Here is a 23,737-nt window from a genome sequence, read left to right on the forward strand (position 1 = left end):
ATCTTAACAATCCCAAAACCTTGAGATGAGCCTGTTCCTTTTTTTTATAGTATTAACTAGCTGGTTCCAGTTATTTTAACACATAGAAACATAGCTTCTGTTTACTTAAAAAAGGCGTTTCACTTATTTAAATGCACAAAGTCAACTATGTGAAAGAAACGAGTTGCTAATGGTTTTCTTTTTTGCACCTAAAATCTATGTCTCTATGTGTTTATAATTTTTTAATCTAATAGTCGTTTTGTCATTTCAAACAAGATCTTGTCTTTAATTCAATAGCAATGGTTTTAAGTTTTCTTCAGGAATGAATTGTACGCGATAAGGCGGAATTTCAGATTCTAATGCCCATAATAAAACCCCTTTTTTATTGGTTAAAACCGTAATATGTCTCTTGGAACAACAAGCCAAAATGAGTTCTTTATTGATCATATAAGCACTTCCCATTCTGTCGTTGTAAACGTCTTTTGGCAATAGGATGTGGAAATCCAGATGAACAGATTTATTCGTTTCATCTACTTTTAGTGCAAAAACAGAAGATTGCTTTTTGTCGACTCCATTATCAAAAAACATCAGACTGCCTTCGGGATTGATGTGGGCGGCGTGTGCCTGAGAGAAATCGTTGTCTCCAGACATTTTAAGATTTCCTCCCCGTCCTAATTTCCAGAGTACTTTTCCGGTTTTAGCCTCTATTTTCCAGATTTGACCGTTGTTGTAAAACGAGATCAGGAAATTACCGTCTTTATCATAGTTTAAACTGTTGGCGTGCATCCAGTCTTTCTTGGTTTTGAGTAGTTTTTTGTCTTTCATGGGATCTAAATCATCAAAAACACTCCATTTCCAAAGCTGTTTTCCTTTTCTGTCCAAAATCAGAATCCCGTCGCCATTAATCGTATCTTTTTGTTTTCCGCCAATAGAACTTAGATCGGTTATTCTTTGATCGACAAATAAAGTGACAATTTCGTTAGCCGATTTTTTGATGATTTCGTGATGAATTACCTGTTTTAAATCGCCTTGTCCCTTTTTGATATGGGTTAGAGTATCGCCTTGTAAGTTGATTTCAAGTATCTCACTTCCATAACTTGTGGGTTCATCATTTTTTCCCAGAATGGCAATGATACTTTGTTCTTGGGTAAAATGAGTAACTTTAAACCCTGTTCCTTCAACGGTATGATACCATCTTAAGTTACCTTTATAATCTACAATATAAGCAACGCCCGGTGTTTCTCTTTTGGCTAAAAGCATAAAACCTTTTTTGAAATTTTCCGGCACCAGTTCCGGTTTCGGACAGTTTGCTTTGAATTGTTTTTGTAACCATTCCGGTAATTTTCTAGATTTGAAGGTATATATTTTACTACTGTCTTTTTCCTGCCCATTGCTCGTAATTAACTGAAAATGATATTGAGTTTCAGGAGTAATGTTGCAAAGGACCAAAGAATGAGACAGACCAGCTTTTGAAACTGGAGAGCTTATTCTATTTTTTGTGTCTTTTTGAGCAGGCCAATACTCGGCATAGACCTGAACATTTTCGTTCGTAGTCACATCGATCTGAATTTTCAATTCGTTGTTGCCATGAATGCCAATATTGATGTTCGTTACAGGAGTTCCCTGTTTTTTAGAACAGCTTACCAAAATAAGCAGGATCCAAATAAATACTCCTTTTGCTATTACATTTTTAATCATCTGAAAGGCTTCTTTTATGAAACAGATAAATTATACTGTTTATAGTTAAAAATCAGGAACAGTCAGGTATTTCAAAACCCGCTGTTCCTGATCTGATTTCTGTTATTGTCTGTCGGCATTACTCAGGTTCGGATTTAAGTCGACCTGACTTTGCGGATAGGTGTAATATTTGTTTTTAGGCATGGTGATAGGTGCGGTTTCTCCAACTCTTACGTGATAGGCATTTACCAGAACATCAAACTTATTCATTCGGATTAGATCCTGACGGCGTTTTCCTTCATAGAACAATTCCCATCCTCTCTCCTGTAAAATAGCATCTCGTAACGAAGTTTTATTATAATCGGATAAAACCAGCAGTTTGGCATGTGATCTTCCTTTTACCTGATTGATGAGGTCTATGGCTTCGGCAGTTGGGCCGTTTATTTCGTTTAAGGCTTCGGCTCTGCTCAGCAATACATCAGCATAACGCAATATGTTTACGCTGTGACCATCATAATAAGTAGTGGTTTCATCATCGGCATATTTTCGGGTCGATACGTCAGGCATATAAAACTCTCCTTTTGGTGGCTGTGCTCCTAAGGAAGGGGCTTGTTTGTGAAGTAATTTATCAGTACCCATAAACTCCGGGAAGAAACATTTTTTTCGATCGTCTTCATTTCCAAAAGTATTGTAGAAGTCCCAGTTTACGGTATAATACTGCCATCTGTTTTCGACAACCGGATGATCGATAGGACCAAAGTGGTTCAGAAGTTCCGTTCCGTTTACATTGGCATCACTCAGAGAAGAAAAGATGTTTTCGCTGCACCATTTGTTACTTTCTTTAAAAAGCCCCAAATAAGTAGGGAACAGGCTGTACTCGTTGAGGTTCATGACTTGCTGTGTAAGAGTGGCTACTTTTTGCCAGTCACGATTTCGCAAATATAATTTTGCCAATAACGTTAAGGCAGCTCCTTTTGTAGCACGACCTACATCGTTACTTTCATAAATTGCATTTTTCTTGTAGTTAACGGGTAAAACGGCAGCAACATCATTCAAATCTTTAATTAAAAGCGCTTCTATAGTTTCAACAGAAGAAGGCGGTGTTTGCTCCAGATAGTTTGGATTGTCTAAGTTGGCTTCTGTTACAAGGATAACAGGTCCCCACGCGTCTGTTAAATCCATATAAGCAGAAGCTCTTAAAAATTTAGCCTCGGCTATAAACTGAGTTTTTTCAGCTTCTGTAATGCCGCTCATTTTTGAAATATTAAAAATCGCAAAATTGGCGTTGGCTACCAGTTTGTACATGGCATTCCAGTCTTCCAGAAGCAGACCGTTGGCAGAATTCCAAAGCCCTAAAGATAATTGCCCGGGGTCACCACCGTACTGGCAGTGTCCTAAATCTGTGGCAATATCAGTCAAAGCAAAATGCCTTGTTGCCCAATACGAGAAGTTGTCTCCCACAGAAGGGCCTTTTAATCTTCCATAAATAGAATTAATAGAAGCGATAGCATCCGATTTGGTTTGAAATCCATTAGTATCGGTCAAACTGCTGTATACGGTAGGATCAAGATCATCATTGCATGAAAATTGCAAACCTGCTGTCAGTAAGAGGAATATGATTGTATATTTTTTCATTTTAATAAATTTTATGTTACTAAAAAAGCTTTTAGACTAATGAATGGCAACCTTAATACCCAAAATGATGGTTCGTGAAGCCGGGAATGAATTGAAATCGATTCCTCCTCCTAAGTTTTGTTTGGTAGTATCGTTGGTGAAATGTCCGTTTACCTCAGGATCATTTCCGGAATAATTCGTAATGGTCAATAAGTTTTGTCCAATGGCATACAATCTGATATTGTCTACAAATTTGAGTGGTTTTAAAACACTTTCAGGAATAGTATATCCGATAGAAAGATTTTTTAGGCGCAGGTAAGAGGCTTCTTCTACAAATTTTGAATTGACATAACTTCCATAAGTACTTTTGTAATAGCCGTCTCTTGGAACATCTGTATTTTCATTCGTACCGGCTACCCAGCGGTTTAAAGCATCTGTACTGGTTGTTGATTCTCCAACCATTCGGGTCATGTTGTAAACCGAATAATCAAAAGCTCCCTGAAAAAAGATGTTCAGATCGAAGTTTCCAATTTTAAAATCATTGTTAAGCCCAAGAGTATAATGAGGTGTTGAATTGCCTAAATAAGTTCTGTCGTTTACGGTAATTGCACCGTCTCCGTCTAAGTCTTCATATTTTGGATCACCCGGTTTAGACAAAGGCTGCGGAGCATATACTTCTCCGGTTTTGATTACTCCGGCATATTTAAAACCATATAAAACGCCCATTTCTCTGCCCGGTTCCAGTCTGGTAAATTCGCGTCCCGAAACCGTTCCGCTTGGATTAGAAGTATTCTGACTGATGATAGACACATTATCGGCAAGTGAAACGACTTCTTGTTTGTTGTAAGCCACATTTAGTGAAGTGGTCCACAAGAAATGATCATTTCTGAAATTAGTACTGGTAATTCCCAATTCAATACCCTTGTTGTCAATCACTCCGGAGTTGATGGTTTGTGTATTAAAACCCCACCATCCGCCAATAGGGACTCTGATAAGGGCATCGGTAGTTCTTTTTTTATACACATCGATTGTTGCGGTTATTCTGTCATTAAAAAGCCCCATGTCCAACCCAATATCAGTCTGAGTGGTTTGTTCCCATTTTAAGTCTTTATTCGCTAAATTGGCAGGTTCCGTACCATTAACAAAATTTCCATCTCCAATAGTTACTCCCCAGGCTCTTAAGGTTGGCATGAAAGCATAATCTCCAATACCATCAGCTCCTGTAACTCCATAGCTAACTCTCAACTTAAGATCAGAGACCGTTTTGGAGTTTTGCATAAAAGATTCGTTAGATATTTTCCATGCTACTGCTCCTGAAGGGAATATTCCGAAAGAGTTATTGCTTCCAAAACGGGAAGAACCGTCTTTTCTTAAGGTAAATGCAGCCAGATATCGATCACTGAAAGAATAATTTAGCCTTCCAAAATAGGAAGTCAGCTTTGTTTCGATTTTTTCAGTCTCAGGTTTCAAATAAACCGCTGCCGCGTCAAGGTTGTGATAGGTTAATGCATCGTTAGAAAAACCGGTTCCGGCCGCTCTCAAAAACTCATACGTATCTTTTTGATTCGACGTACCAATCATGGCACTCATCGAATGTTCCTTAATATTGAATTTATAAGTTAGGTATTGCTCTGTACTCCATCTGAAATAAGTTTTGTTTTCCTCAGATCCTGATCCTTTTAAAGCAGCTCCAGCCACCAACGTTCTTGGGGTGTATCTTCCTTCAATATTTTCCTGCCATTCCGCACCCGCTCCAAAATGATAGGTTAGTCCTTTAATAATTTCATAGTCCAAAAACATATTTCCGTTGACCAATCTGTTGATAATATGATCGGTTGGTTCTAACAAAAGTGCCAAAGCATTGTCTTTCCCCTGAAATTTGTAATAAGAACCGTCGGGATTGTAAATTGGAATAGTTGGTGGGGCGGTCTGGATAGAAAACAGCGGGGATAAAATATTATCTCCAAAATCGCTGTTATTTCCCTCACTGGCAGCTCCGTAAATGTTCGTACCAACGTTTAGTTTGTCATTAAATCTTTTTTCGCCTCCCATTCTCACACTGTATCTTTTAAAATCAGTATTTTCGATAGCTCCGGTTTGTTTGATGTAGTTTCCGGAAAGGAAAAATTTAGAGGTTTTGTCACTTCCGCTAAAAGTAATGGTTCTGTTTAGTACTTCTCCGGGGCGTGTTGCGGCCTTAAACCAATTGGTATTGGCAACAGGGAAATCGGAAGAAAAAACAGGAGGTCGACCATTCTCTTTCGCAATAGCATTTTGAATGTCGGCATATTGCTGTCCGTTGATAAGAGAAGGTTCCTTGATAATGCTTTGAAAACCATCTGAGATCTCGGCTTCAATCTGCATTTTACCTGATTTTCCTTTTTTAGTCGTAATCAGGATAACTCCATTTGCGCCTCTCGAACCATAAATAGCGGTAGAGGAGGCATCTTTTAGAATTTGAATGTTTTCAATGTCGTTCGGACTGATAGAGGCTCCTGTGCTGGTAATGAAACCGTCTACAACATACAAAGGCGAATTAGAATTGTTAAGAGAATTTCCACCTCTAATAACAATCGAAGGATTGGTTCCCGGAGCGTAGCTGTTTTGCTGTACCTGAACTCCCGAAGCACGCCCTTGCAGAGCCTGACCAACATTCGAAATAGTACCTCCTAAGTTTAAGTTGTCTTTGCCAATAGAACTCACAGAACCGGTAAGGTCTTTTTTCTTGGCTTTTCCGTATCCTATAACTATTTCTTCTAATTTTTGTCCCGCCTCTTTGAGAACAATTTTTAAAGGCGAACTTCCAACGGTTACTTCCTGATCTTCCATACCAACGTAGGAAATGATAAGTTTCGTTACATTATCAGCGACAGTAATGGCAAAACTTCCGTCTGCATCTGTCTGCACTCCGGTACGGCTTCCTTTTACAACAACATTTGCTCCGGCGATAGGAAGTCCGTTTTGATCGGTTACTTTACCCTTGACTGTTTTTTCAAAAAAGAATGCAATATCAGTTCTGCGATTTATTCTTACGGCTGAGGTTGCTGAAACCTGGACGGTAAAAACGAATACTAAAAAAAGGGTGAGTTTAATCTCTGTACCGTGAAGATTTTTTAGCCTAAAATCTTCGGGTCTTTTTTTGGTTAAAAATTTCATACTTAAAAATTGAGTTTGGTTAATGTTTATTTGTTTTTTTTCGTTTGTAAGCTTTTGGAATTCTTTTTTGAGATAATTTTTGATTTATAATTTATCTTCTGACGAAATGGTTTAAAAACAACTGCCGTTCTGTTTTACTCTTTTTGTATGTGGTATTTTTTTAGTTTTTCTGTTTTTTTGGGGAGGTGAAAAACGACTGAAAAATGTATTAATTAACTTGGTTTTAAGATTATTATGAAACGAATCTATAGATTATATTTTTATAAAACAAGAAAAATGAATAAAAATGTGCTCGAACACATTAAAAAAATGTTCTCGAGCACATTTTTTTGATCAAAACATTTTTTTTTACTTAAATTTGTGTGATTTTAATGGAATAGGGCAGAGGCTGTGATATTTGTAATTTTGATGTATTTTTTAGTTAAATGTGTTTTTGTTGATATATTTATTCTGTTTTTGTTAAAATATATATTGAATTGTTAGTAAGGTCCTTTGTTTGTTGAGAGCTGAAAATGACTTTTAAGGTCTGTTTATGATAAAAAATGAGATATTTTATTTTATTAAATTTTAACCTACATTCATAATTCGAAAAAAATAAAAATCAGACCATAGTTGAAGTCATTTTCAAAGTTTTAAAATGTTAAAAAAATTAACAAAATAAAAATAAAATAGAGTGAAAGAATATCAGGTAGTTTTACAAGATAAAAGTCAGGAAAAAGAAGTGCAAAATCCTATTGTATCATTTTGGGAAAACGCAAATTGCTTCACTGATTTTTGCTCGCCATGGAAAAGTGACCCATTTTCAAAAATAGAATTCAGAGCGTTCTGGGATCTTGAAAATTTCTTTTTTAATTTCAGAGTTTTTGATACCCAAATTTATATCGATCAAAAAGACGATAGTTTTGACAGTATTGGAAATTCAGATCGTGTAGAATTGTTTTTTAGAAGTAATGAATCCTTAGATCCTTATTATTGTCTGGAAATGGATACAGCCGGGCGTTTAATGGATTTTAGAGCTCGTCCCAACAAAGAATTTGATTTTGACTGGAAATGGCCTAAAACCGATTTCGAAATCAAAACCTCAAAAGATGAAATTTCTTTTACAGTTGAAGGACGAATCAGTATAAAATCCTTAGAAGAATTGAATTTAATACACAACAATACTATAGAAGCGGGTGTTTTTAGAGCTAAGTTTTTGGAGAATGAAAATCGGGAGTATGAACCTACCTGGATTTCCTGGGTAAATCCTAATACCGAAACTCCTAATTTTCATATTGCTTCTTCTTTTGGGAAATTTATTTTAATGGAATAGGGGTTTACAGGATGAAATGGTTTTTCCACAGAGTTACACAAAGGAATCACAAAGCTTCACGAAGTTATTTTAAAGTCTTTTTTTGTGTATCTCTGTGTGAGTTTGCTGAAGCAAGGAGTCTTGTGACGGTTAATTTAAATTTTTAAGGATGAGTTGAATTTTAAAAATAATCACGCAAAGGCACTAAGTTGCAAAGTTTTTTATACGTGATGCTTGTTGTTTTTATTTATATGTTTCGTTCCTGTGGAATTTTTATAGTACGAAGTTTCGTTTTTAACAAATTTATATTGTTTTAGATTAAGAAAGATCTATAAAATCTGCCAGATCTGTTGGAAAGAAAATTGTAAAGAATCGATATGAAAAAAAACTTGTAACTTGTTTGTAATCATTAGTTTGATTTAAGGGATATCCGCGTAAATCTGCTTAAATCAGTCAAATCTGCGTGAAAAAACAAAGATTCAATACGGTAAGCCTAACAGTACACAGATGACACTGGTTCGCTTTGCGAAGACGCGGATTAACACGGATTTTTTGCTTGTTTTATGAGTTCTTGAAATAGCTCGCTGCTTTTTAAGAACTCTGTGAAATGCTTAGTCAGCAAAGATTTTTAAAACATTTTTTGTGTATCTCTGTGTAACCTTATGTGTAACTCTGTGGAATTTACCGACAATCCAGTGTTATTTAGGAAACGTAAAAAGAAGCATTCTCCACATTAATAATATCTATTGGAAGTAAAATCGTTTCCGGAATATCTTTTCGGAATAAAAAGTGTTCAACCAAAGTACTCACGCCTAAATAAGCCTGTCGTTTTTGATTTTGATGAATTAAAAAATGAACCAATCCCTGATTCAGGAAATTCACATTTTTTTCCACTAAATCATAACCGATAATCGCAATCTTTTTATCTTTTACCGTAGACAGTATAGAGGCAATTTGGTACGCTTTTGAGGTCGTGATAAAAATACCTTTCAGATTTGGATTTTCGTCTAAAAATGCAGAAAATTTAGTTTCCACATTCTGATGTTTTAATTTTAGAGTGGTAAGTGAAAAACCACTGATCTTTTTCTCATCAAAGTAACTTTTAAAGCCTTTTTCTTTTTCCTGCATGTGTACCGCATTTTTAAGGCTTTCGTCAATATGTATGATGGCGATCTGACCTTCTGTTAAAATCAGATTCATTAGGCTGGCAGCTACACGACCACTTTTATGCAAATCCTGTCCAACAAAACTTTTTATGGATTCACCTTCAATTTGGTTGTTGAAGGTGTTTACGATGATGTTTAAATCGTCATATTGCTTTACAATTTCTACCGTTTCTTTGTGAAACAATGGAGCAATTAAAACAGCATCAGGCGATTTTTGGATAATAATATCATGAGCACTTAAGAACGATTTGGTACTTTCCGGATTAAAGAAGTGTGTTTCAATAATAACACTATACGCTTTAAATTCGGTTTTAGCATCCTGGATTCCATTAATGCAGGGAAGCCAGTACGGGTCAATTTCCGGATCAGGCAGTAAAACACAAATTCTGTAAACTTTGGTGTTCTTTAAATTTCGTGCAATTAAGTTCGGTTCGTAATTAATGACGTTTAAAACTTCATTTATTTTGTCCAGTGCTGTAGGAGAAACTTTTCCTCTGTTATGCAAAACCCTGTCGACAGTCCCTTTCGAAACTCCGGCCATTTTTGCTATATCCTTAATGGTGTACTTTTTATCCATATTGGCAAATATAGAAACTTTGATTTGATTATTTAAAAATCCTGTAAGAATTAATTAGTGTGCTCGAGAACATTTTAATAGTGTGTTCGAGCACATTTTTTTGTTTTTTCTTGTTTTATAAAAATATAATCAATAGTTTCGTAGAATCAAAATCAAAAGAATAAGACCAATTTTTAACCAAGTTTCATTGTAATGTTTTGTTTTACAGTGTTTTATTATAAAATTTTCAAGTGAAAAAAATTACCTCATTAGCCCCGGGCAGAACCTGTCTCTTTGGAGATCATCAGGATTATTTAGGATTGCCGGTTATCGCCTGTGCAATCGATCGGAATATACAACTAATTGCCGAACAAAATCTGACTCAGACCTTTGTTTTAAATATGATTGATATTAATGAGATTCGTACCATTGATATTGACGCCACTTTCGACAAATTAGAACCCAGAGATTATTTTGCCTCCTCCTTACGTGTATTGCGCAGGTACGGCTGTGTGCCAAACGTTGGATACGACATTACTATTACGGGAGATATTCCAATAAACTCCGGAACATCGAGTTCTTCGGCTTTGTTGATGGCATGGATTCGTTTTTTGATCGATGCTTATGGTATTGATCGTGAAGTTACTCCTGAGTTTATTTCCAAATTGGGTTATGAATCTGAAGTATTGGAACATGGAGAACCGGGTGGAATGATGGATCATTTTAGTATTGGGGTGGGGAATATTGTGTACATCAATACCAAAGATCCCTTTTCGTATAAAGTAATAGGAACGAGCTTGAAAGGCCTGATAACAGGAGTTTCGGGAGTTCCAAAAGAAACGATCGGTTTGTTGGGGGAGTTAAAAGGAAATGCTTTAATTTCTATTGATATCGTAAAGCAAAATTTCCCGGATTTTGATCTGCATGCTTCCAAAATAGAAGACCTGGATCGTTACCGAAATTGCTTGCCGGACCGATTGATTCCTTTCTTCGAAGCCGCATTAAAAAACTATCATTATACCAAAGAAGCTCTGAAAGAGTTTGAAAAACCGGTTTTAGATCTTAAAAAAATAGGCGGATTGATGAACCAGCATCATGAAGTTTTACGCGATTTATTAAAAATTACTGTACCGCGAATTGATGCTATGGTCAATGCTGCTTTGCGCGCTGGTGCTTACGGAGCAAAAATTGTAGGTTCAGGCGGAGGAGGAAGTATAGTCGTTATCGCAAATCCGGAAAAAGAAGATTTGGTGATCGAAGCCATTCTCGAAGCAGGAGCTCAGGAAGCCTATGCCGTAGCGGTTGATCCGGGTGTAAGGGTTATTGAAAATGTTGAGGTTTAAGTTGTGAGGTTTAAGTTGTGAGAGGTGAGAGGTGAGAACCTGAAACCTGAAACTTGAAACCTGAAACCTAAAACTTGAAACTTGAAACCTGAAACAATACGCAGTTTTCAGTCGCAGTACACAGTGAAAACTGAGACCGAAAACTGAAAACTGAGACCGAGAACTAAAACTTGAAACAATTCCATACCTAAATAGATTTAAGAAAATTAAAAATGAAAATACATAAATATGCATAACAATTTAGTTATTCTTGCGGGTGGAGCATCCTCGCGCATGAAAAAAGAAGCTATTTCAAACAATTTATCTGCGGAAGAAATTGCGCAGGCAAATGAAAGAAGTAAAGGGCTAATTGGAGTTGGAGCAAGCGGGAGACCTTTGCTGGATTATCTTCTGCTGAACGCTAAAAAAGCAGGATATAAAAACATCTACATTATTATTGGTGAGCAGGGAGAGCTTTTTAAAGAGTTTTACGGCAGTCAGAATACCGATAACGATTTTCACGGACTTACTATTTCATTTGCTGTACAATACATTCCCGAAGGCAGAGTGAAGCCCTTTGGTACTGCCGATGCTTTGTTTCAGGCGGTAGAACAGTTTCCGGAGTTAAACACACAGCAGTATTCGGTTTGCAACAGCGACAACTTGTATTCGGCAGCAGCGTTATTGGCACTTAGAGAGACCAACAGTCCAAATGCGTTTATTGCTTACGATCGTGAAGCTTTGGAATTTCCTTCTGAAAGAATTTCGCGTTTCGCCATTGCTAAATTAGATCAGAACAATCAGTTGTTGGATATTTTAGAAAAACCTTCAGCCGATGTCTTAGCCGACTATAAAGATGTAGAAGGGAAAATCAGAGTGAGTATGAATGCTTTTAAATTCAACGGAAGCACTTTATATACCCATTTGAAAAATTGTCCTGTTCATCCTGAGCGCGACGAAAAAGAGCTGCCTACAGTGCTGTTAAATGCTGTAAAAGAAAATCCAAATACAACAATAGGTATTCCGTTTTCAGAGCATGTTCCGGACCTTACGGCTAAAGAAGATATTGCTGATGTGAAGGAGTATTTGAAGCAATATTATCCGGTTTTAGATTGGAGTATTTAGGAAAAATTAACAAAAAATTGATATCTAATTTACAGATAAGTATAACTTATTAGACTACTTTTGTTTTAAAATTGCAAAAAATACGCACTTAATTGCGGGTAAATTGCGATATATTTGCAAAAAGTGTTGATGTTATTTTAGAGGAATCAAACAACTAATCTATTAACAATCAACCAATAAAATTATGTCAAAAATTGAGACTGCAATACATATAGAAAAGAGGAGTTCAATCATTCCGATGATTATTCTTACCGCGTTATTTTTTATATTGGGATTTGTCACCTGGTTAAACGGACCTTTAATTCCTTTTTTTGAATTAGCGTGCGAGTTGTCTTCTTCTCAGGCTTATTTTGTAACTTTTGCGTTTTATATTGCCTATTTTGTAATGGCAGTTCCTTCGTCGTGGGTCATTGAAAAAGTAGGGTACAAAAATGGTATTTCTTTAGGATTATTAATCATTGCAGCCGGAGCATTTATGTTTTATCCGGCCGCCGAAAGCCGAACCTTTTTACTGTTTTTAATTGCTTTGTTTGTGATGGGAACCGGTCTGGCAATTTTGCAGACGGCTTCCAATCCTTATGTAGTAGTAATTGGACCAAGAGAAAGTGCAGCAGCCAGAATTAGTGTATTGGGAATCGCTAATAAACTGGCAGGTTTTGTAGCGCCATTGCTATTAACAGCATTGGTACTGTCTAATATGCAGGAATTTACAGCAGATAAGATTGCCGTTTTGGACGCCGTTTCAAAAACAAATGCTTTAAATTCACTTGCATTACAATTGCAAAGACCCTATCTTTATATGGGATTGATTATAATGGTTTTAGCGCTTTTGGTAAAACTGTCTCCACTTCCGGAAATTGATTTGGATGAAGAAGGAAATGTAGCGCATCTGAGTATTTTTAAGCAAATTAGAAATGCTTTCAGACGCCCGCAATTGGTTTTAGGAGTAATTACTTTGATGCTGTATTTAGCAGCCGAAGTTCTGGCGGGAGATTCGATTGGAGGATTCGGGAAACAACTAGGCGTATATGGAGTCGAAGGGAATTTTTATTTAAAACTAACTTCGTTTACCATGTCGGCAATGGTTGTAGGGTATATATTAGGGATCACATTAATTCCAAAATACCTTTCACAAGTAACAGCTTTGAAAGGATCCGGAGTTTTGGGAGTCATTTTAGTGTTGGCCATAGTATTGATTTCGCCAAAAATAATGATTCAGTTACCGGGGATTCCAAACTTACCGGTGGTGATACTTTTAGTAGCGTTATTAGGTTTGGCAAACGCACTTTGCTGGCCGGCAATCTGGCCGATGGCATTAGAAGATTTGGGAGGTTATACAAAAATTGGAAGTGCAATTTTGATCATGGGGATCATCGGAGGAGCAATTTTTCCTTTGTTCTACGGAATGATCACAGAAAATATAAATGCAGCAAATACGGCAAATGGTACCGTGGGAGTTTCAAAAAGCGGGAATCAGATTGCTTATTTAATGCTGCTGCCATCCTATTTAATGATCCTTTTTTACGCAGTAAAAGGACATAAATATCGTAAGTGGTAAGATGTAACGAGTAAAATTAAAAAACTATATCATGTTAAAAAGTAAAATCGACAAAGCAACAGGGTTCGAAAAACGTTTCGAAAACATCAATACGGTCGTTTTTGAAAATTCCGGCGATGCATCAAAAGAAGTAGCTCAGGAAATTGCGGCTTTAATTCAATCCAAACAAAAAGAAAACAAACCTTGTATTTTAGGATTAGCAACAGGTTCTTCTCCAAAAGGGCTTTATGCTGAACTGGTTCGTTTACACAAAGAAGAAGGCTTGAGCTTTAAAAATGTAATTAGTTTTAACCTGGATGAATATTATCCAATGGAGCCAAATTCGATCAACAGTTACGTTCGTTTTATGAAAGAATTGCTGTTTGATCATGTCGATATTTTACCTGAAAACTACCACGTTCCGGACGGACTTTTGACCAAAGAACAAATCGCTGATTATTGCCACGATTATGAGGCAAAGATTGAAGCTCTTGGCGGAATCGATTTGCAGATTCTTGGAATTGGAGGTAACGGACATATTGGTTTCAACGAATCGGGATCGTTACAAAACTCTAAAACACGTTTAGTAGCTTTAGATCATATTACCAGAGTTGCAGCAAGTAAAGACTTCTTCGGATTGAGTAATACGCCAAGAACAGCTATAACACTTGGAGTAAAAAAGATTATGGAAGCCAAGCAGGTAATTTTATTGGCTTGGGGAGAAGGAAAATCAAATATTGTAAAGAAATCGGTAGAGGATGAAGTAACCAATCGTGTACCGGCTTCCTTCTTGCAGGAGCATAACAATGCGGTATTTGTTTTAGACAAAGAAGCTTCTTCAAAACTTACCAGAATCAATAAACCATGGTTGGTAGAAAAAGTAGTATGGACGGATAAACTGACTCGTAAAGCCGTTTTGGGATTAGCACTTCAGCTTAAAAAACCAATCTTAATGCTTACCGATGCTGATTATATCGAAAACGGAATGAGCGATTTATTAGCTGATTCAGGTCCTGCATACGATATTAACATTAAAATATTCAACAAACTTCAAAATACAATCACAGGATGGCCAGGTGGTAAGCCGAATGCGGAAGACACCAACCGTCCGGAAAGAGCAGAACCGGCTAAAAAGAGAGTATTGATTTTTAGTCCGCATCCCGATGACGATATCATCAGTATGGGGGGGACTTTCATGCGTTTGCAAGAGCAGGGTCATGAAGTACACGTGGCGTATCAAACCTCCGGGAATATTGCTGTAGCCGATGATGAAGCTTTGCGTTTTGCAAGATTCGTAATTGATTACAATGAAAAATTCGGAATCAAAAGCGAAGAAGCAGACCATATTTACCAAAAAGCAGCGACTTTCTTAATCAATAAAAAGAACAGTGAAATTGATATTCCTGAAGTTCGTTACATCAAAGGATTGATCAGAAAAGGAGAGGCGAGAGCAACCAGTCATTTTGTTGGTTTATCCGATGATCAGATTCATTTTATGGAATTACCATTCTATGAAACCGGAACCATCGAGAAAAAACCAATCGGAAAAGAAGATATTCAATTGACGATGGATTTAATTGAAAAAATCAAACCGCATCAAATTTACGCAGCAGGAGATCTGGCAGATCCACACGGAACACATAAAGTGTGTCTGGATGCTATTTTTGAAGCTGTAAAAGCATTGAAACCAAAATCATTCATGGACGACTGCTGGTTATGGTTATACAGAGGAGCATGGCAGGAATGGGGAATTGACGAAGTGGAAATGGCGGTACCAATGAGCCCTGATCAGGTTTTAGCAAAACGTCACGGTATCTTCAAACACCAGTCTCAAAAAGACGGCGTTGTTTTCCAGGGAACCGATGCCAGAGAATTTTGGCAAAGAGCCGAAGACCGAAATGCCGAAACAGCTGCTTTATACCAACAGTTAGGTTTAGCCACCTATGCTGCGATGGAAGCTTTCGTGAGATGGCATTACTAAGGTTCAAAGGAGCAAAGGTCCTGAGGTGCTAAGGTTTTAGTTATCAGTCGCAGTTTTCAGTCTCAGTGGCAGTAAGTTTGAAACCGAGACTGAAAAACTGAGACTGAAAACTATTTTTTAATCTCTGGCAAAAGAAAATATTAAAAGGGGCTAAGGTTCTGAGGTGCTAAGTCACTAAGGTTTTAAGTTTTAATATTCGCCACGAATTCACGAACTATTCTAAGTATAATTCGTGAATTCGTGGCGAAATCATTTACCCGAATAATTGTCTTTTATTAATCGTTAGTTTGGCAGTACGTTTTAAAAAGAGGTTAAGGTCTTGCGACTGAAAACTGCGACTGAAAACTATTTTTTAATCTCTGGCAAAAGAAAAAAAATAATAATAGCTTTGCGCAACAAGAAGCAAGAAAAGAGAATGAGTCTATATTCTTTTCTCTTGCTTCTTTTTTCTTTAAAAAAAATGGAATCAGACAAAAAACTTCTCATCAAATTAGCCCATACCAAAATGCCTTTCGGAAAATACGAAGGTTACTTTTTAATTGATTTACCCGAATATTATGTCGTTTGGTATCAAAACAAAGGATTTCCAAAAGGAGAATTGGGACAACAGTTGCAACTTATATATGAGTTAAAGCTGAATGGACTGGAAGAACTGATTCGAAATATTAAAAAACAATATCCAAAACCTATTAAATAGTTGGGAAATAAGCCAGTATTTTTAAATCAATAAATACAGAAAAAGCAGGTTAATTTAATTGTTGATAACTTAGGTCGGTAAGTTACAGTTTGTGTAAGTCGTTTTCTATTTTTGTCAGAACTAACAAAAACAATTTTTTATGGAAAACAATTCACCTTCTTCAAATGCTGGTCAGTCATTAGGTATTATCGCTTTAATTTTTGGTATTATCGGTGTATTAGCAGCATTTATTCCTTGCTTTGGTTTTATTGCAGTTTTATTTGGAATTCTTGCAATAGTATTTGGAGCAATTGCTTTAAACCAGGCAAAAAAAGAAAATGCCTCAACTTCTTTACCAAAAGCCGGATTATATCTGGGAATTGCAGCAACAGTTTTTGTTATTATCTGGATTGCTGTTTTTGTTGGTTCAATAGGTTCTCTTGCTTTAGAACATAAAGATGAAATTAAAAGAGCTTTAGATTCTGCTAAAGTGGAACAAATAAAAACAGATGATTCTTTGAATATAAAAGTACAGGTAGATACTACTACAATAGAGGCTACTGTAAAATAATTTCTTGTATAAATGATGGTTTATCAAGGAATTGATTCTTATAAAAAGATAAACGTAATTTTGATCGTCATAATTATGTTTATCTTTTTTTATTGCTTTTTTCTCCCATATTTAAATTTTGGTTTACGTTCATCCTGCGAAGGATTGCCAGTGGTATATTGTAAAAGTCGAGGACTTACAAGGGCTTTTTCTCAAATACTTCGGTTTCATTTTCGAGAAGCGATTATTTACAATCAATTTAGTGTAAAAATCTTTGGTTTCTTTTTATTTCAGCTGATTGCGAGATTTTTTATCAATGGCATCATTTCTTTTTCCCTATTTAAAATCGTATTAGTCTTTGATATTTCGGTAAGTGCAGTTTCTTTTCTTTTTTGTTTTTATAATTTGATACTTCCATACTAGAAATTAATTAGTTTGTATTTTTAGGCTTTACTTATGGATTTTTAGTTAGTAGTGATAAAAAACACTCATTTTGATAAAATAATTGATTGGTAAAGTATTTAAAATAAAATGTGCTTAAAAAATTAAAAATTATCTCATTCCTGAATTGATAAATTGTCTAATTAAATTTGTACTTTTGCCAAGTTTTTTACACAACTACATACAAACAACAACAGAATGAATCAAACAAAATATATTTTTGTTACAGGCGGTGTGACTTCTTCGTTAGGAAAAGGAATTATCGCGGCATCTTTAGCAAAATTGTTACAAGGAAGAGGATACCGTACAACTATTCAGAAATTTGATCCGTATATCAATGTCGATCCGGGTACGTTGAATCCATACGAGCACGGAGAATGTTATGTAACGGATGATGGTGCTGAAACAGATTTAGATTTAGGTCATTACGAGCGTTTTTTGAACGTTCCTACCTCTCAGGCGAATAACGTTACAACTGGAAGAGTATATCTTTCTGTAATCGAAAAAGAAAGAAGAGGAGAGTTTTTAGGAAAAACAGTTCAGGTAGTTCCTCATATTACAAACGAAATCAAAGACAGAATGCAATTGTTGGGTAAATCCGGCGATTATGACATTGTAATTACCGAAATCGGTGGAACTGTTGGTGATATCGAATCATTACCTTATATAGAATCTGTTCGTCAGTTGGTGTGGGAGTTGGGTGAAAATAACGGAATCGTTATTCATTTAACATTGGTTCCATATTTGGCTGCTGCGGGTGAGTTAAAAACAAAACCAACACAGCACTCTGTAAAAACTTTGATGGAAAGTGGTATCAAAGCTGATATTTTGGTTTGTAGAACTGAGCATGAATTGTCTCAGGAACTGCGTCAAAAACTGGCTTTGTTTTGCAATGTTAAGAAAGAAGCGGTTATTCAGTCCATTGATGCTTCAACCATATATGAAGTTCCAAATTTAATGCTTGAAGAAGGATTAGATGTAGTGGCTTTGAAAAAATTAGATCTGCCTAAAAAAGCATTACCGGATCTTAAAAACTGGAATACCTTTTTGAAAAGACTGAAAAATCCAAAACATACGGTAAATATTGGTTTGGTTGGAAAATATGTAGAAATGCAGGATTGTTACAAATCTATTTTAGAAGCATTCATACATGCAGGTGCAGCAAACGAAACGAAAGTAAATGTAATTTCGATACATTCAGAACATATTAATGCTGAAAATATTGTAGAAAAATTAGCAGGTCTGGATGGAGTTCTGGTAGCTCCTGGTTTTGGAGAAAGAGGTATTGAAGGTAAAATCGAAGCCGTACGTTATGTACGTGAAAACAACATTCCGTTTTTCGGAATTTGTTTAGGAATGCAAATGTCTGTAATCGAATATTCAAGAAATATTTTGGGTTACAAAGAGGCGAACTCTACTGAGATGAACGATAAAACGCCTCATCCGGTGGTGAATTTAATGGAAGAGCAAAAAACAGTGACAGATAAAGGCGGAACCATGCGTTTAGGAGCGTGGAAATGTGATATCAAACCTGATACGCTGGCGTATAAAATCTACGGTCAGAAAACAATTTCAGAGCGTCACCGTCACCGTTATGAATACAATAACAAATATGCTGATGAACTGCAAAATGCAGGTTTGAAAGCTTCAGGGGTAAACCCGGATACAGGTTTGGTAGAAATTGTAGAACTTGAAAATCACCCGTTTTTCATTGGAGTACAATACCATCCTGAATACAAAAGTACAGTAGCAAATCCACATCCGATTTTTGTAAACTTTGTGGCTGCTGCAGTGAATGCGCATAAAAAATAATAATTAATATTCTGAAAAGTGTAACGTTTGAATCTAATTCAGCACTAATACCTTTTTAACGAATAACTTTTTAAACTGTAATGGAAGAAAAAAAATTTGATCTTAATTCAATCATTGGTTTTGTATTGATATTTGGAATTTTGATTTGGATTATGTACCAAAATCAGCCTTCTGATAAAGAGATTGCTGCTGAAAAAGCCAAAAAAGAACTAATTGCCAAGCAAGAAGCACAAGCGAAAGCGGATAAAACTAAAACAGCTGTTTTACCGGTTGCTGCAGCTACAACTCCTGGTGATACAGTGCAGTTGGCACAATTACAAAAAACATTAGGTGGTTTTGCTTATTCAGCTACACTACCTTCTGCTAAAGAAGGTTTTACAACTATTGAAAACGAAAAGATTAAACTTAAAATCGCTAACAAAGGTGGTTATATAGTAGAAGCTACGTTGAAAGAGTTCAAAAAGTTTGAAAAAAATTCAGGACAATTAGTTGAATTGATTAAAGACAATAATGCTAATTTAAACATTCAGCTGCAAACTGCGGATAACAGAACTTTAAACTCTAAAGATTTGTTTTTTGAACCGACGCTAACTAAAAATGGTGCAGATCAAATTTTAACAATGCGTTTGAAAGCAGGTGCTAATGAATTCTTAGAATACAAATATGTTCTTAAACCAAATGATTATTTAATTGGTTTTGATGTTCGTTCTCAGGGATTAAACAAAGTTTTAAACACTGGAAAGCCATTAGATTTACAGTGGGATTTAAAAACGTATAGAAACGAAAAAAGTATTTCGTATGAAAACCGTTATGCTGAAATTTATTATGAGCATGAAGATGGTAAAATAAACTATGCAGGTTTAGGAAAACATGAAGAAGAAACCGTTGAAAAAGTTAGTTTTATAGCTTATAAACAACATTTCTTTACCTCTATACTAGTAACGGATAAACCATTCACAACATCAAAGTTAGAATCAACTAATTTAGTGAATGATGAAAAGATAGATACTGTTTTTACGAAACAGTTTAAAACAAATGTTCCTTTAGCATTCTCTAATGGGGAAATTGATTATAAAATGCAATGGTATTTTGGACCGGCAGATTATAAAGTCCTAAAATCATACGATAAGAATTTTCAAAAAATCATTCCATTAGGTTGGGGTATTTTTGGTTGGATCAACCGATTGATTTTTATTCCGTTGTTTGGATTCTTAAGCTCGACAATTGGATTATCATTAGGAATTGCGATTATCATCTTTACGATTATTATTAAATTGGCGATGTCGCCAATTACCTATAAGTCATTCCTGTCTCAGGCAAAAATGAAAGTTTTACGTCCGGAGATTACAGAATTGGGAGAAAAATTCAAAAAAGACCCAATGAAAAAACAACAGGAAACGATGAAACTGTACAACAAAGCAGGAGTAAACCCAATGGCAGGATGTATTCCGGCATTGATTCAGCTTCCTTTTATGTATGCTTCATTCCAGTTCTTCCCTTCAGCTTTTGAGTTAAGACAAAAAGGTTTCCTTTGGGCAGACGATTTGTCTTCTTTTGATGCTGTTGTAAAATTGCCATTCTACATTCCGTTGTATGGAGATCATATCAGTTTGTTCCCAATTTTGGCAGCAATTGCGATTTTCTTCTACATGAAAATGACATCCGGAGATCAGCAAATGGCAGCGCCTCAGCAAGAAGGTATGCCGGATATGGCAAAAATGATGAAAATCATGATTTATGTGTCGCCATTAATGATGTTAATTTTCTTCAATAGTTATGGTGCCGGATTGAGTTTGTATAACTTTATTTCAAACTTAATTACAATCGGAATCATGTATGTAATTAAAAATTACATTGTGGATAGTGATAAAATTCACGCTCAGATTCAGGAAAATAAATTAAAAGAGCCTAAAAAGCAAAGTAAGTTTCAACAACGTCTTCAGGAAGTAATGGAACAGCAAGAAGCTGCGAAAGCTCAGAATAAAAAGAAATAACACCAATAAAAAAATCTCGATTCTTCGGGATTTTTTTATATCTGAAATATACTTAATCAAAGTCAGAATCGTTAAAGTTTAAAATAGAATATAATAGATATGATTTCTAAAAAAATAATAGCCGGATTACTTTTATTAAACACCTTTTTTGCAGTAGCGCAGGAGGTTAATAAATCGGATGCTAACGGGAAAAAAGACGGAGTTTGGAAAGGAATTTATGAAGTTTCTAAACGTCCTCGTTATGAAGGAACTTTTAGTCACGGAAAAGAAACCGGAGTGTTTAAATTTTTTGATGATACTAAAAAAGGAGATGTTGTCGCAACTCGAGATTTTACAGCAAACGATGGAAGTTCGTATACTATTTTTTACGATCAGAATAAAAATAAAGTGAGCGAAGGTAAGGAAATCGGAAAATCGCGTGAAGGTGAGTGGAAGTACTATCATAAGGCTTCGAAAGCAATTATGACACTTGAAAAATACAAAGCCGGAAAATTAGAAGGAGTAAGAACTGTTTTTTATGCAGATTCTAAAATTGCCGAGGAAATGACTTATAAAGAAGGTTTGAAAGAGGGTGTTTATAAGAAGTACGGGCAAAACGGAATTCTATTGGAACAAAGTACTTTTAAGAATAACGAATACAATGGCGATGCTATTTTTTATGACTCTGATGGGGTAGTAGCTTCTAAAGGAAAATTTACCAGAGGGAAGAAATCCGGAATGTGGCAGTTTTACTTTAAAGGAAAATTAACGAAGGAAGTTAATATGAGTGATCCTAAAAGTAGTTATCAGGCCGATTCAAAACCTAAGGCCGAGTAAGTTATATCAGTCCGCTTTGCGGACTTTTTTGTTGTCTCATTTTGAGGAAAGTTCCGGGAGTAATCTTTCAATTTAAATAGGTTTCGTTCAATGAGAACTTTTTAGTGTTGCGTTGTCTATAGGGAGTTAATTTTTTGATCTCTTAGGTTTATTGTAAATAAAAGACTACATTTGTATTATCGATTGTAGCTAGATAAGGTTGTAATTGATTTAGAGTTTTTTTGAAATTCCTGTAGTGAAAAAATAATTAAGTATGAATAATAGGTACAAAATTGTAGTGACTTTATTGTTAAATGTTCTTTTTAATAATGTTGTTATTTCCCAGACTTCTTTGGGTACATGTGATGGTTTTATGAGTAATCTCAAAAAAGAGCTTACGAAGAATCATTCTGATGGTTCTAATAAAAAAGGTGAAATGAAAAGCATTTCTCTTCAAATTGTTGGTTCGGAAAAGTTTACCGGAAAAGTGAATTATAAGGAATCAACAGTTTCAGGTGAATTTTTGATTGGAGAAATCAAGAATGTGCCAGAATCCTCTTTTTTTATCAAAGTAACAGATCAATTTCTGGAAGGACACATTATTTTAAAAAAAGAAAGAGAAGCATATAAGTACTCTTCTGATTTTCAGGGAAAAGCTTATGTGTCAAAAGTTGATATCAATTCTTTGATTTGTATAGATTACGAAAATATACTCCAGGGAGGAAGCGAAACATCAAAAAACAGTTCAGGTAAAATTAGTGCTGCGTTATTAAATTTAGAGAGCTTGCCGGGTGGACGCAGTTGTGTATTATTAGATTTTGACGGACATTACTTGCCCGCGGGAAATAAGTGGAATAATGGTAACGCAATTGATGCAGCTCCATCCGGAATGAGTGATGCAGATATATTGCAATTTTTTGAAATAGTTTCAGAAGATTATAAACCGTTTAATTTGAATATAACAACAAGTGAAGAAGTATACAATAAGTATAAAGAAAGTTTAAGGCTGCGTGTAGTAGTAACTCCGACAAATACAGCAGCTCCGGGAAGTGGAGGTGTAGCCTATATAGGATCCTTTGGTTATGGGCTTCCGGCTTGGTGTTTTAATGTTTCTAGTGCTAAACGTGGGGGAGAAGCTGCTTCGCACGAAATAGGTCATACTTTTGGTTTAGAGCATGATGGGCGCATTTCTCCAAAGGAAGAGTATTTTGCAGGAATAAATGGAACTTCTTGGGCGCCAATTATGGGAGCTGGTTATAACAGACCTATTACACAATGGAGCAAAGGAGAGTATAATAGTGCAAATAATAATGAAGATGACGTTGCTATAATTTCTAGTTTTGGCTCTCCCCCTGGTTTTGTTGGATTTGGAGTAGCAGCGTATAGAGCCGATGACTATGGTAATGGTCCTTCTTCAGCATTTAGTTTAACTTTGGATAATAAAGGAAAGATTACTCAAAAAGAAGGTATAATCGAAAAAGAAGGAGATAATGATTTCTTTGCATTTACTACTACAGGAGGAAATGTTCGTATTACCGCCAATACAAGTGCAAAGACTAATGTTGGTAATCTCCATCTTTCAATTAAATTATATAATTCCGAAGGTGTAGAAATGGGACAATATTGGGATTCTGATCCTTTAAAGTTAAATGCTTCAATGGATGTAAATCTGACGGCAGGCAAGTATTTTATTAGTATTAATGGTATCGGGGCCGGAGATGCAACCAATGGAGGATACTCAGCATATGGTTCTATCGGAAGTTATACTATTTCCGGAACTGTTCCAAACAATAACCTGAACACTGTATCATTTGATAAAAACTTAAACTTTGTGATATATCCCAATCCAAGTAATAAGATTATAACGATTAGATCGGATCACGATGCGACTTTAAGCCTCATTACGATATTGGGGAAAACTATAACAACATTTAAAGTGAAGGCTAATATAGAGGACATACTAAATGTTGAAAATTTATCCAGCGGTATTTATTTTCTGAGTGAAATGAGAGAGGGCAAATTAATCACGCATAAATTTGTTAGAAAGTAATAAGTTTTATTTACA

15 protein-coding genes are annotated in these 23,737 nt (G+C 35.7%); 11 read left to right on the forward strand and 4 right to left on the reverse strand.

Annotation, left to right across the window (positions count from 1 at the left end; translation table 11 throughout):
• Window positions 1–264: 264 nt before the first annotated feature.
• From LNQ34_RS15800 to LNQ34_RS15810, 3 genes are all read right to left on the reverse strand, one after another.
• Window positions 265–1,677 (reverse strand): aryl-sulfate sulfotransferase, encoded by a 1,413-nt coding sequence (locus tag LNQ34_RS15800; protein WP_230000414.1) that lies wholly within the window; start codon window positions 1,675–1,677, stop codon window positions 265–267.
• 102 nt (window positions 1,678–1,779) lie between these two features.
• Window positions 1,780–3,291, reverse strand: coding sequence for a RagB/SusD family nutrient uptake outer membrane protein (locus LNQ34_RS15805; protein ID WP_230000415.1), 1,512 nt, complete (start codon window positions 3,289–3,291; stop codon window positions 1,780–1,782).
• 36 nt (window positions 3,292–3,327) lie between these two features.
• Window positions 3,328–6,426, reverse strand: coding sequence for a SusC/RagA family TonB-linked outer membrane protein (locus LNQ34_RS15810; RefSeq protein WP_202701908.1), 3,099 nt, complete (start codon window positions 6,424–6,426; stop codon window positions 3,328–3,330).
• A 673-nt stretch (window positions 6,427–7,099) separates the two neighbouring features.
• On the opposite strand from LNQ34_RS15810, the gene LNQ34_RS15815 reads away from it, so the two are divergent.
• Entirely contained in the window at window positions 7,100–7,738 is a 639-nt protein-coding gene (locus LNQ34_RS15815) for a sugar-binding protein (protein ID WP_230000416.1), read from the forward strand.
• Between the two features lie 681 nt (window positions 7,739–8,419).
• Here the strand turns inward: LNQ34_RS15815 and LNQ34_RS15820 are convergent.
• On the reverse strand, window positions 8,420–9,460 hold the full coding sequence (locus LNQ34_RS15820) for a LacI family DNA-binding transcriptional regulator (RefSeq protein ID WP_070906851.1): 1,041 nt from the start codon (window positions 9,458–9,460) through the stop codon (window positions 8,420–8,422).
• A 230-nt stretch (window positions 9,461–9,690) separates the two neighbouring features.
• Here LNQ34_RS15820 and LNQ34_RS23555 point away from each other — a divergent pair, with 230 nt between their 5' ends.
• From LNQ34_RS23555 to LNQ34_RS15870, 10 genes are all read left to right on the forward strand, one after another.
• Complete coding sequence (locus tag LNQ34_RS23555; RefSeq protein WP_202704087.1) at window positions 9,691–10,782, forward strand: mevalonate kinase family protein; 1,092 nt, start codon at window positions 9,691–9,693, stop codon at window positions 10,780–10,782.
• Between the two features lie 228 nt (window positions 10,783–11,010).
• Entirely contained in the window at window positions 11,011–11,886 is an 876-nt protein-coding gene (locus LNQ34_RS15830) for a sugar phosphate nucleotidyltransferase (protein ID WP_230000417.1), read from the forward strand.
• A 184-nt stretch (window positions 11,887–12,070) separates the two neighbouring features.
• Complete coding sequence (locus tag LNQ34_RS15835; RefSeq protein WP_230000418.1) at window positions 12,071–13,444, forward strand: sugar MFS transporter; 1,374 nt, start codon at window positions 12,071–12,073, stop codon at window positions 13,442–13,444.
• Between the two features lie 31 nt (window positions 13,445–13,475).
• The gene (nagB, locus tag LNQ34_RS15840) at window positions 13,476–15,404 is read left to right on the forward strand and encodes a glucosamine-6-phosphate deaminase (protein ID WP_230000419.1); all 1,929 of its coding nucleotides are present in this window, start codon (window positions 13,476–13,478) and stop codon (window positions 15,402–15,404) included.
• Between the two features lie 460 nt (window positions 15,405–15,864).
• On the forward strand, window positions 15,865–16,101 hold the full coding sequence (locus LNQ34_RS15845) for a DUF3820 family protein (RefSeq protein WP_070906845.1): 237 nt from the start codon (window positions 15,865–15,867) through the stop codon (window positions 16,099–16,101).
• Window positions 16,102–16,240: 139 nt separating this feature from the next.
• On the forward strand, window positions 16,241–16,651 hold the full coding sequence (locus LNQ34_RS15850) for a DUF4190 domain-containing protein (RefSeq protein ID WP_202701853.1): 411 nt from the start codon (window positions 16,241–16,243) through the stop codon (window positions 16,649–16,651).
• Window positions 16,652–17,269: 618 nt separating this feature from the next.
• Window positions 17,270–18,883 carry a CTP synthase gene (pyrG, locus tag LNQ34_RS15855; RefSeq protein ID WP_017497342.1) on the forward strand — a complete coding sequence of 538 codons (1,614 nt, stop codon included), beginning with the start codon at window positions 17,270–17,272 and terminating at the stop codon, window positions 18,881–18,883.
• Window positions 18,884–18,963: 80 nt separating this feature from the next.
• The gene (yidC, locus tag LNQ34_RS15860) at window positions 18,964–20,877 is read left to right on the forward strand and encodes a membrane protein insertase YidC (RefSeq protein ID WP_230000420.1); all 1,914 of its coding nucleotides are present in this window, start codon (window positions 18,964–18,966) and stop codon (window positions 20,875–20,877) included.
• A 99-nt stretch (window positions 20,878–20,976) separates the two neighbouring features.
• Window positions 20,977–21,693: a toxin-antitoxin system YwqK family antitoxin gene (locus tag LNQ34_RS15865; RefSeq protein ID WP_230000421.1), complete on the forward strand. Its 717-nt coding sequence runs from the start codon at window positions 20,977–20,979 to the stop codon at window positions 21,691–21,693.
• Window positions 21,694–21,946: 253 nt separating this feature from the next.
• A complete protein-coding gene (locus LNQ34_RS15870) occupies window positions 21,947–23,722 on the forward strand; it encodes a T9SS type A sorting domain-containing protein (protein WP_230000422.1) in 1,776 nt (591 codons plus the stop codon).
• Window positions 23,723–23,737: the final 15 nt, after the last annotated feature.

This window comes from Flavobacterium lipolyticum (genome assembly GCF_020905335.1).
Taxonomy (GTDB): Bacteria; Bacteroidota; Bacteroidia; order Flavobacteriales; family Flavobacteriaceae; genus Flavobacterium; species Flavobacterium lipolyticum.

Coding starts and splice junctions, on each gene's coding strand:
- LNQ34_RS15830 (WP_230000417.1), top strand. CDS start 11,011: ATGCATAACAATTTAGTTATTCTTGCGGGTGGAGCATCCTCGCGCATG.
- yidC (WP_230000420.1), top strand. CDS start 18,964: ATGGAAGAAAAAAAATTTGATCTTAATTCAATCATTGGTTTTGTATTG.
- LNQ34_RS15800 (WP_230000414.1), bottom strand. CDS start 1,677: ATGATTAAAAATGTAATAGCAAAAGGAGTATTTATTTGGATCCTGCTT.
- LNQ34_RS15850 (WP_202701853.1), top strand. CDS start 16,241: ATGGAAAACAATTCACCTTCTTCAAATGCTGGTCAGTCATTAGGTATT.
- LNQ34_RS15820 (WP_070906851.1), bottom strand. CDS start 9,460: ATGGATAAAAAGTACACCATTAAGGATATAGCAAAAATGGCCGGAGTT.
- LNQ34_RS15805 (WP_230000415.1), bottom strand. CDS start 3,291: ATGAAAAAATATACAATCATATTCCTCTTACTGACAGCAGGTTTGCAA.
- LNQ34_RS15810 (WP_202701908.1), bottom strand. CDS start 6,426: ATGAAATTTTTAACCAAAAAAAGACCCGAAGATTTTAGGCTAAAAAAT.
- LNQ34_RS15845 (WP_070906845.1), top strand. CDS start 15,865: ATGGAATCAGACAAAAAACTTCTCATCAAATTAGCCCATACCAAAATG.
- nagB (WP_230000419.1), top strand. CDS start 13,476: ATGTTAAAAAGTAAAATCGACAAAGCAACAGGGTTCGAAAAACGTTTC.
- pyrG (WP_017497342.1), top strand. CDS start 17,270: ATGAATCAAACAAAATATATTTTTGTTACAGGCGGTGTGACTTCTTCG.
- LNQ34_RS15865 (WP_230000421.1), top strand. CDS start 20,977: ATGATTTCTAAAAAAATAATAGCCGGATTACTTTTATTAAACACCTTT.
- LNQ34_RS15835 (WP_230000418.1), top strand. CDS start 12,071: ATGTCAAAAATTGAGACTGCAATACATATAGAAAAGAGGAGTTCAATC.
- LNQ34_RS15870 (WP_230000422.1), top strand. CDS start 21,947: ATGAATAATAGGTACAAAATTGTAGTGACTTTATTGTTAAATGTTCTT.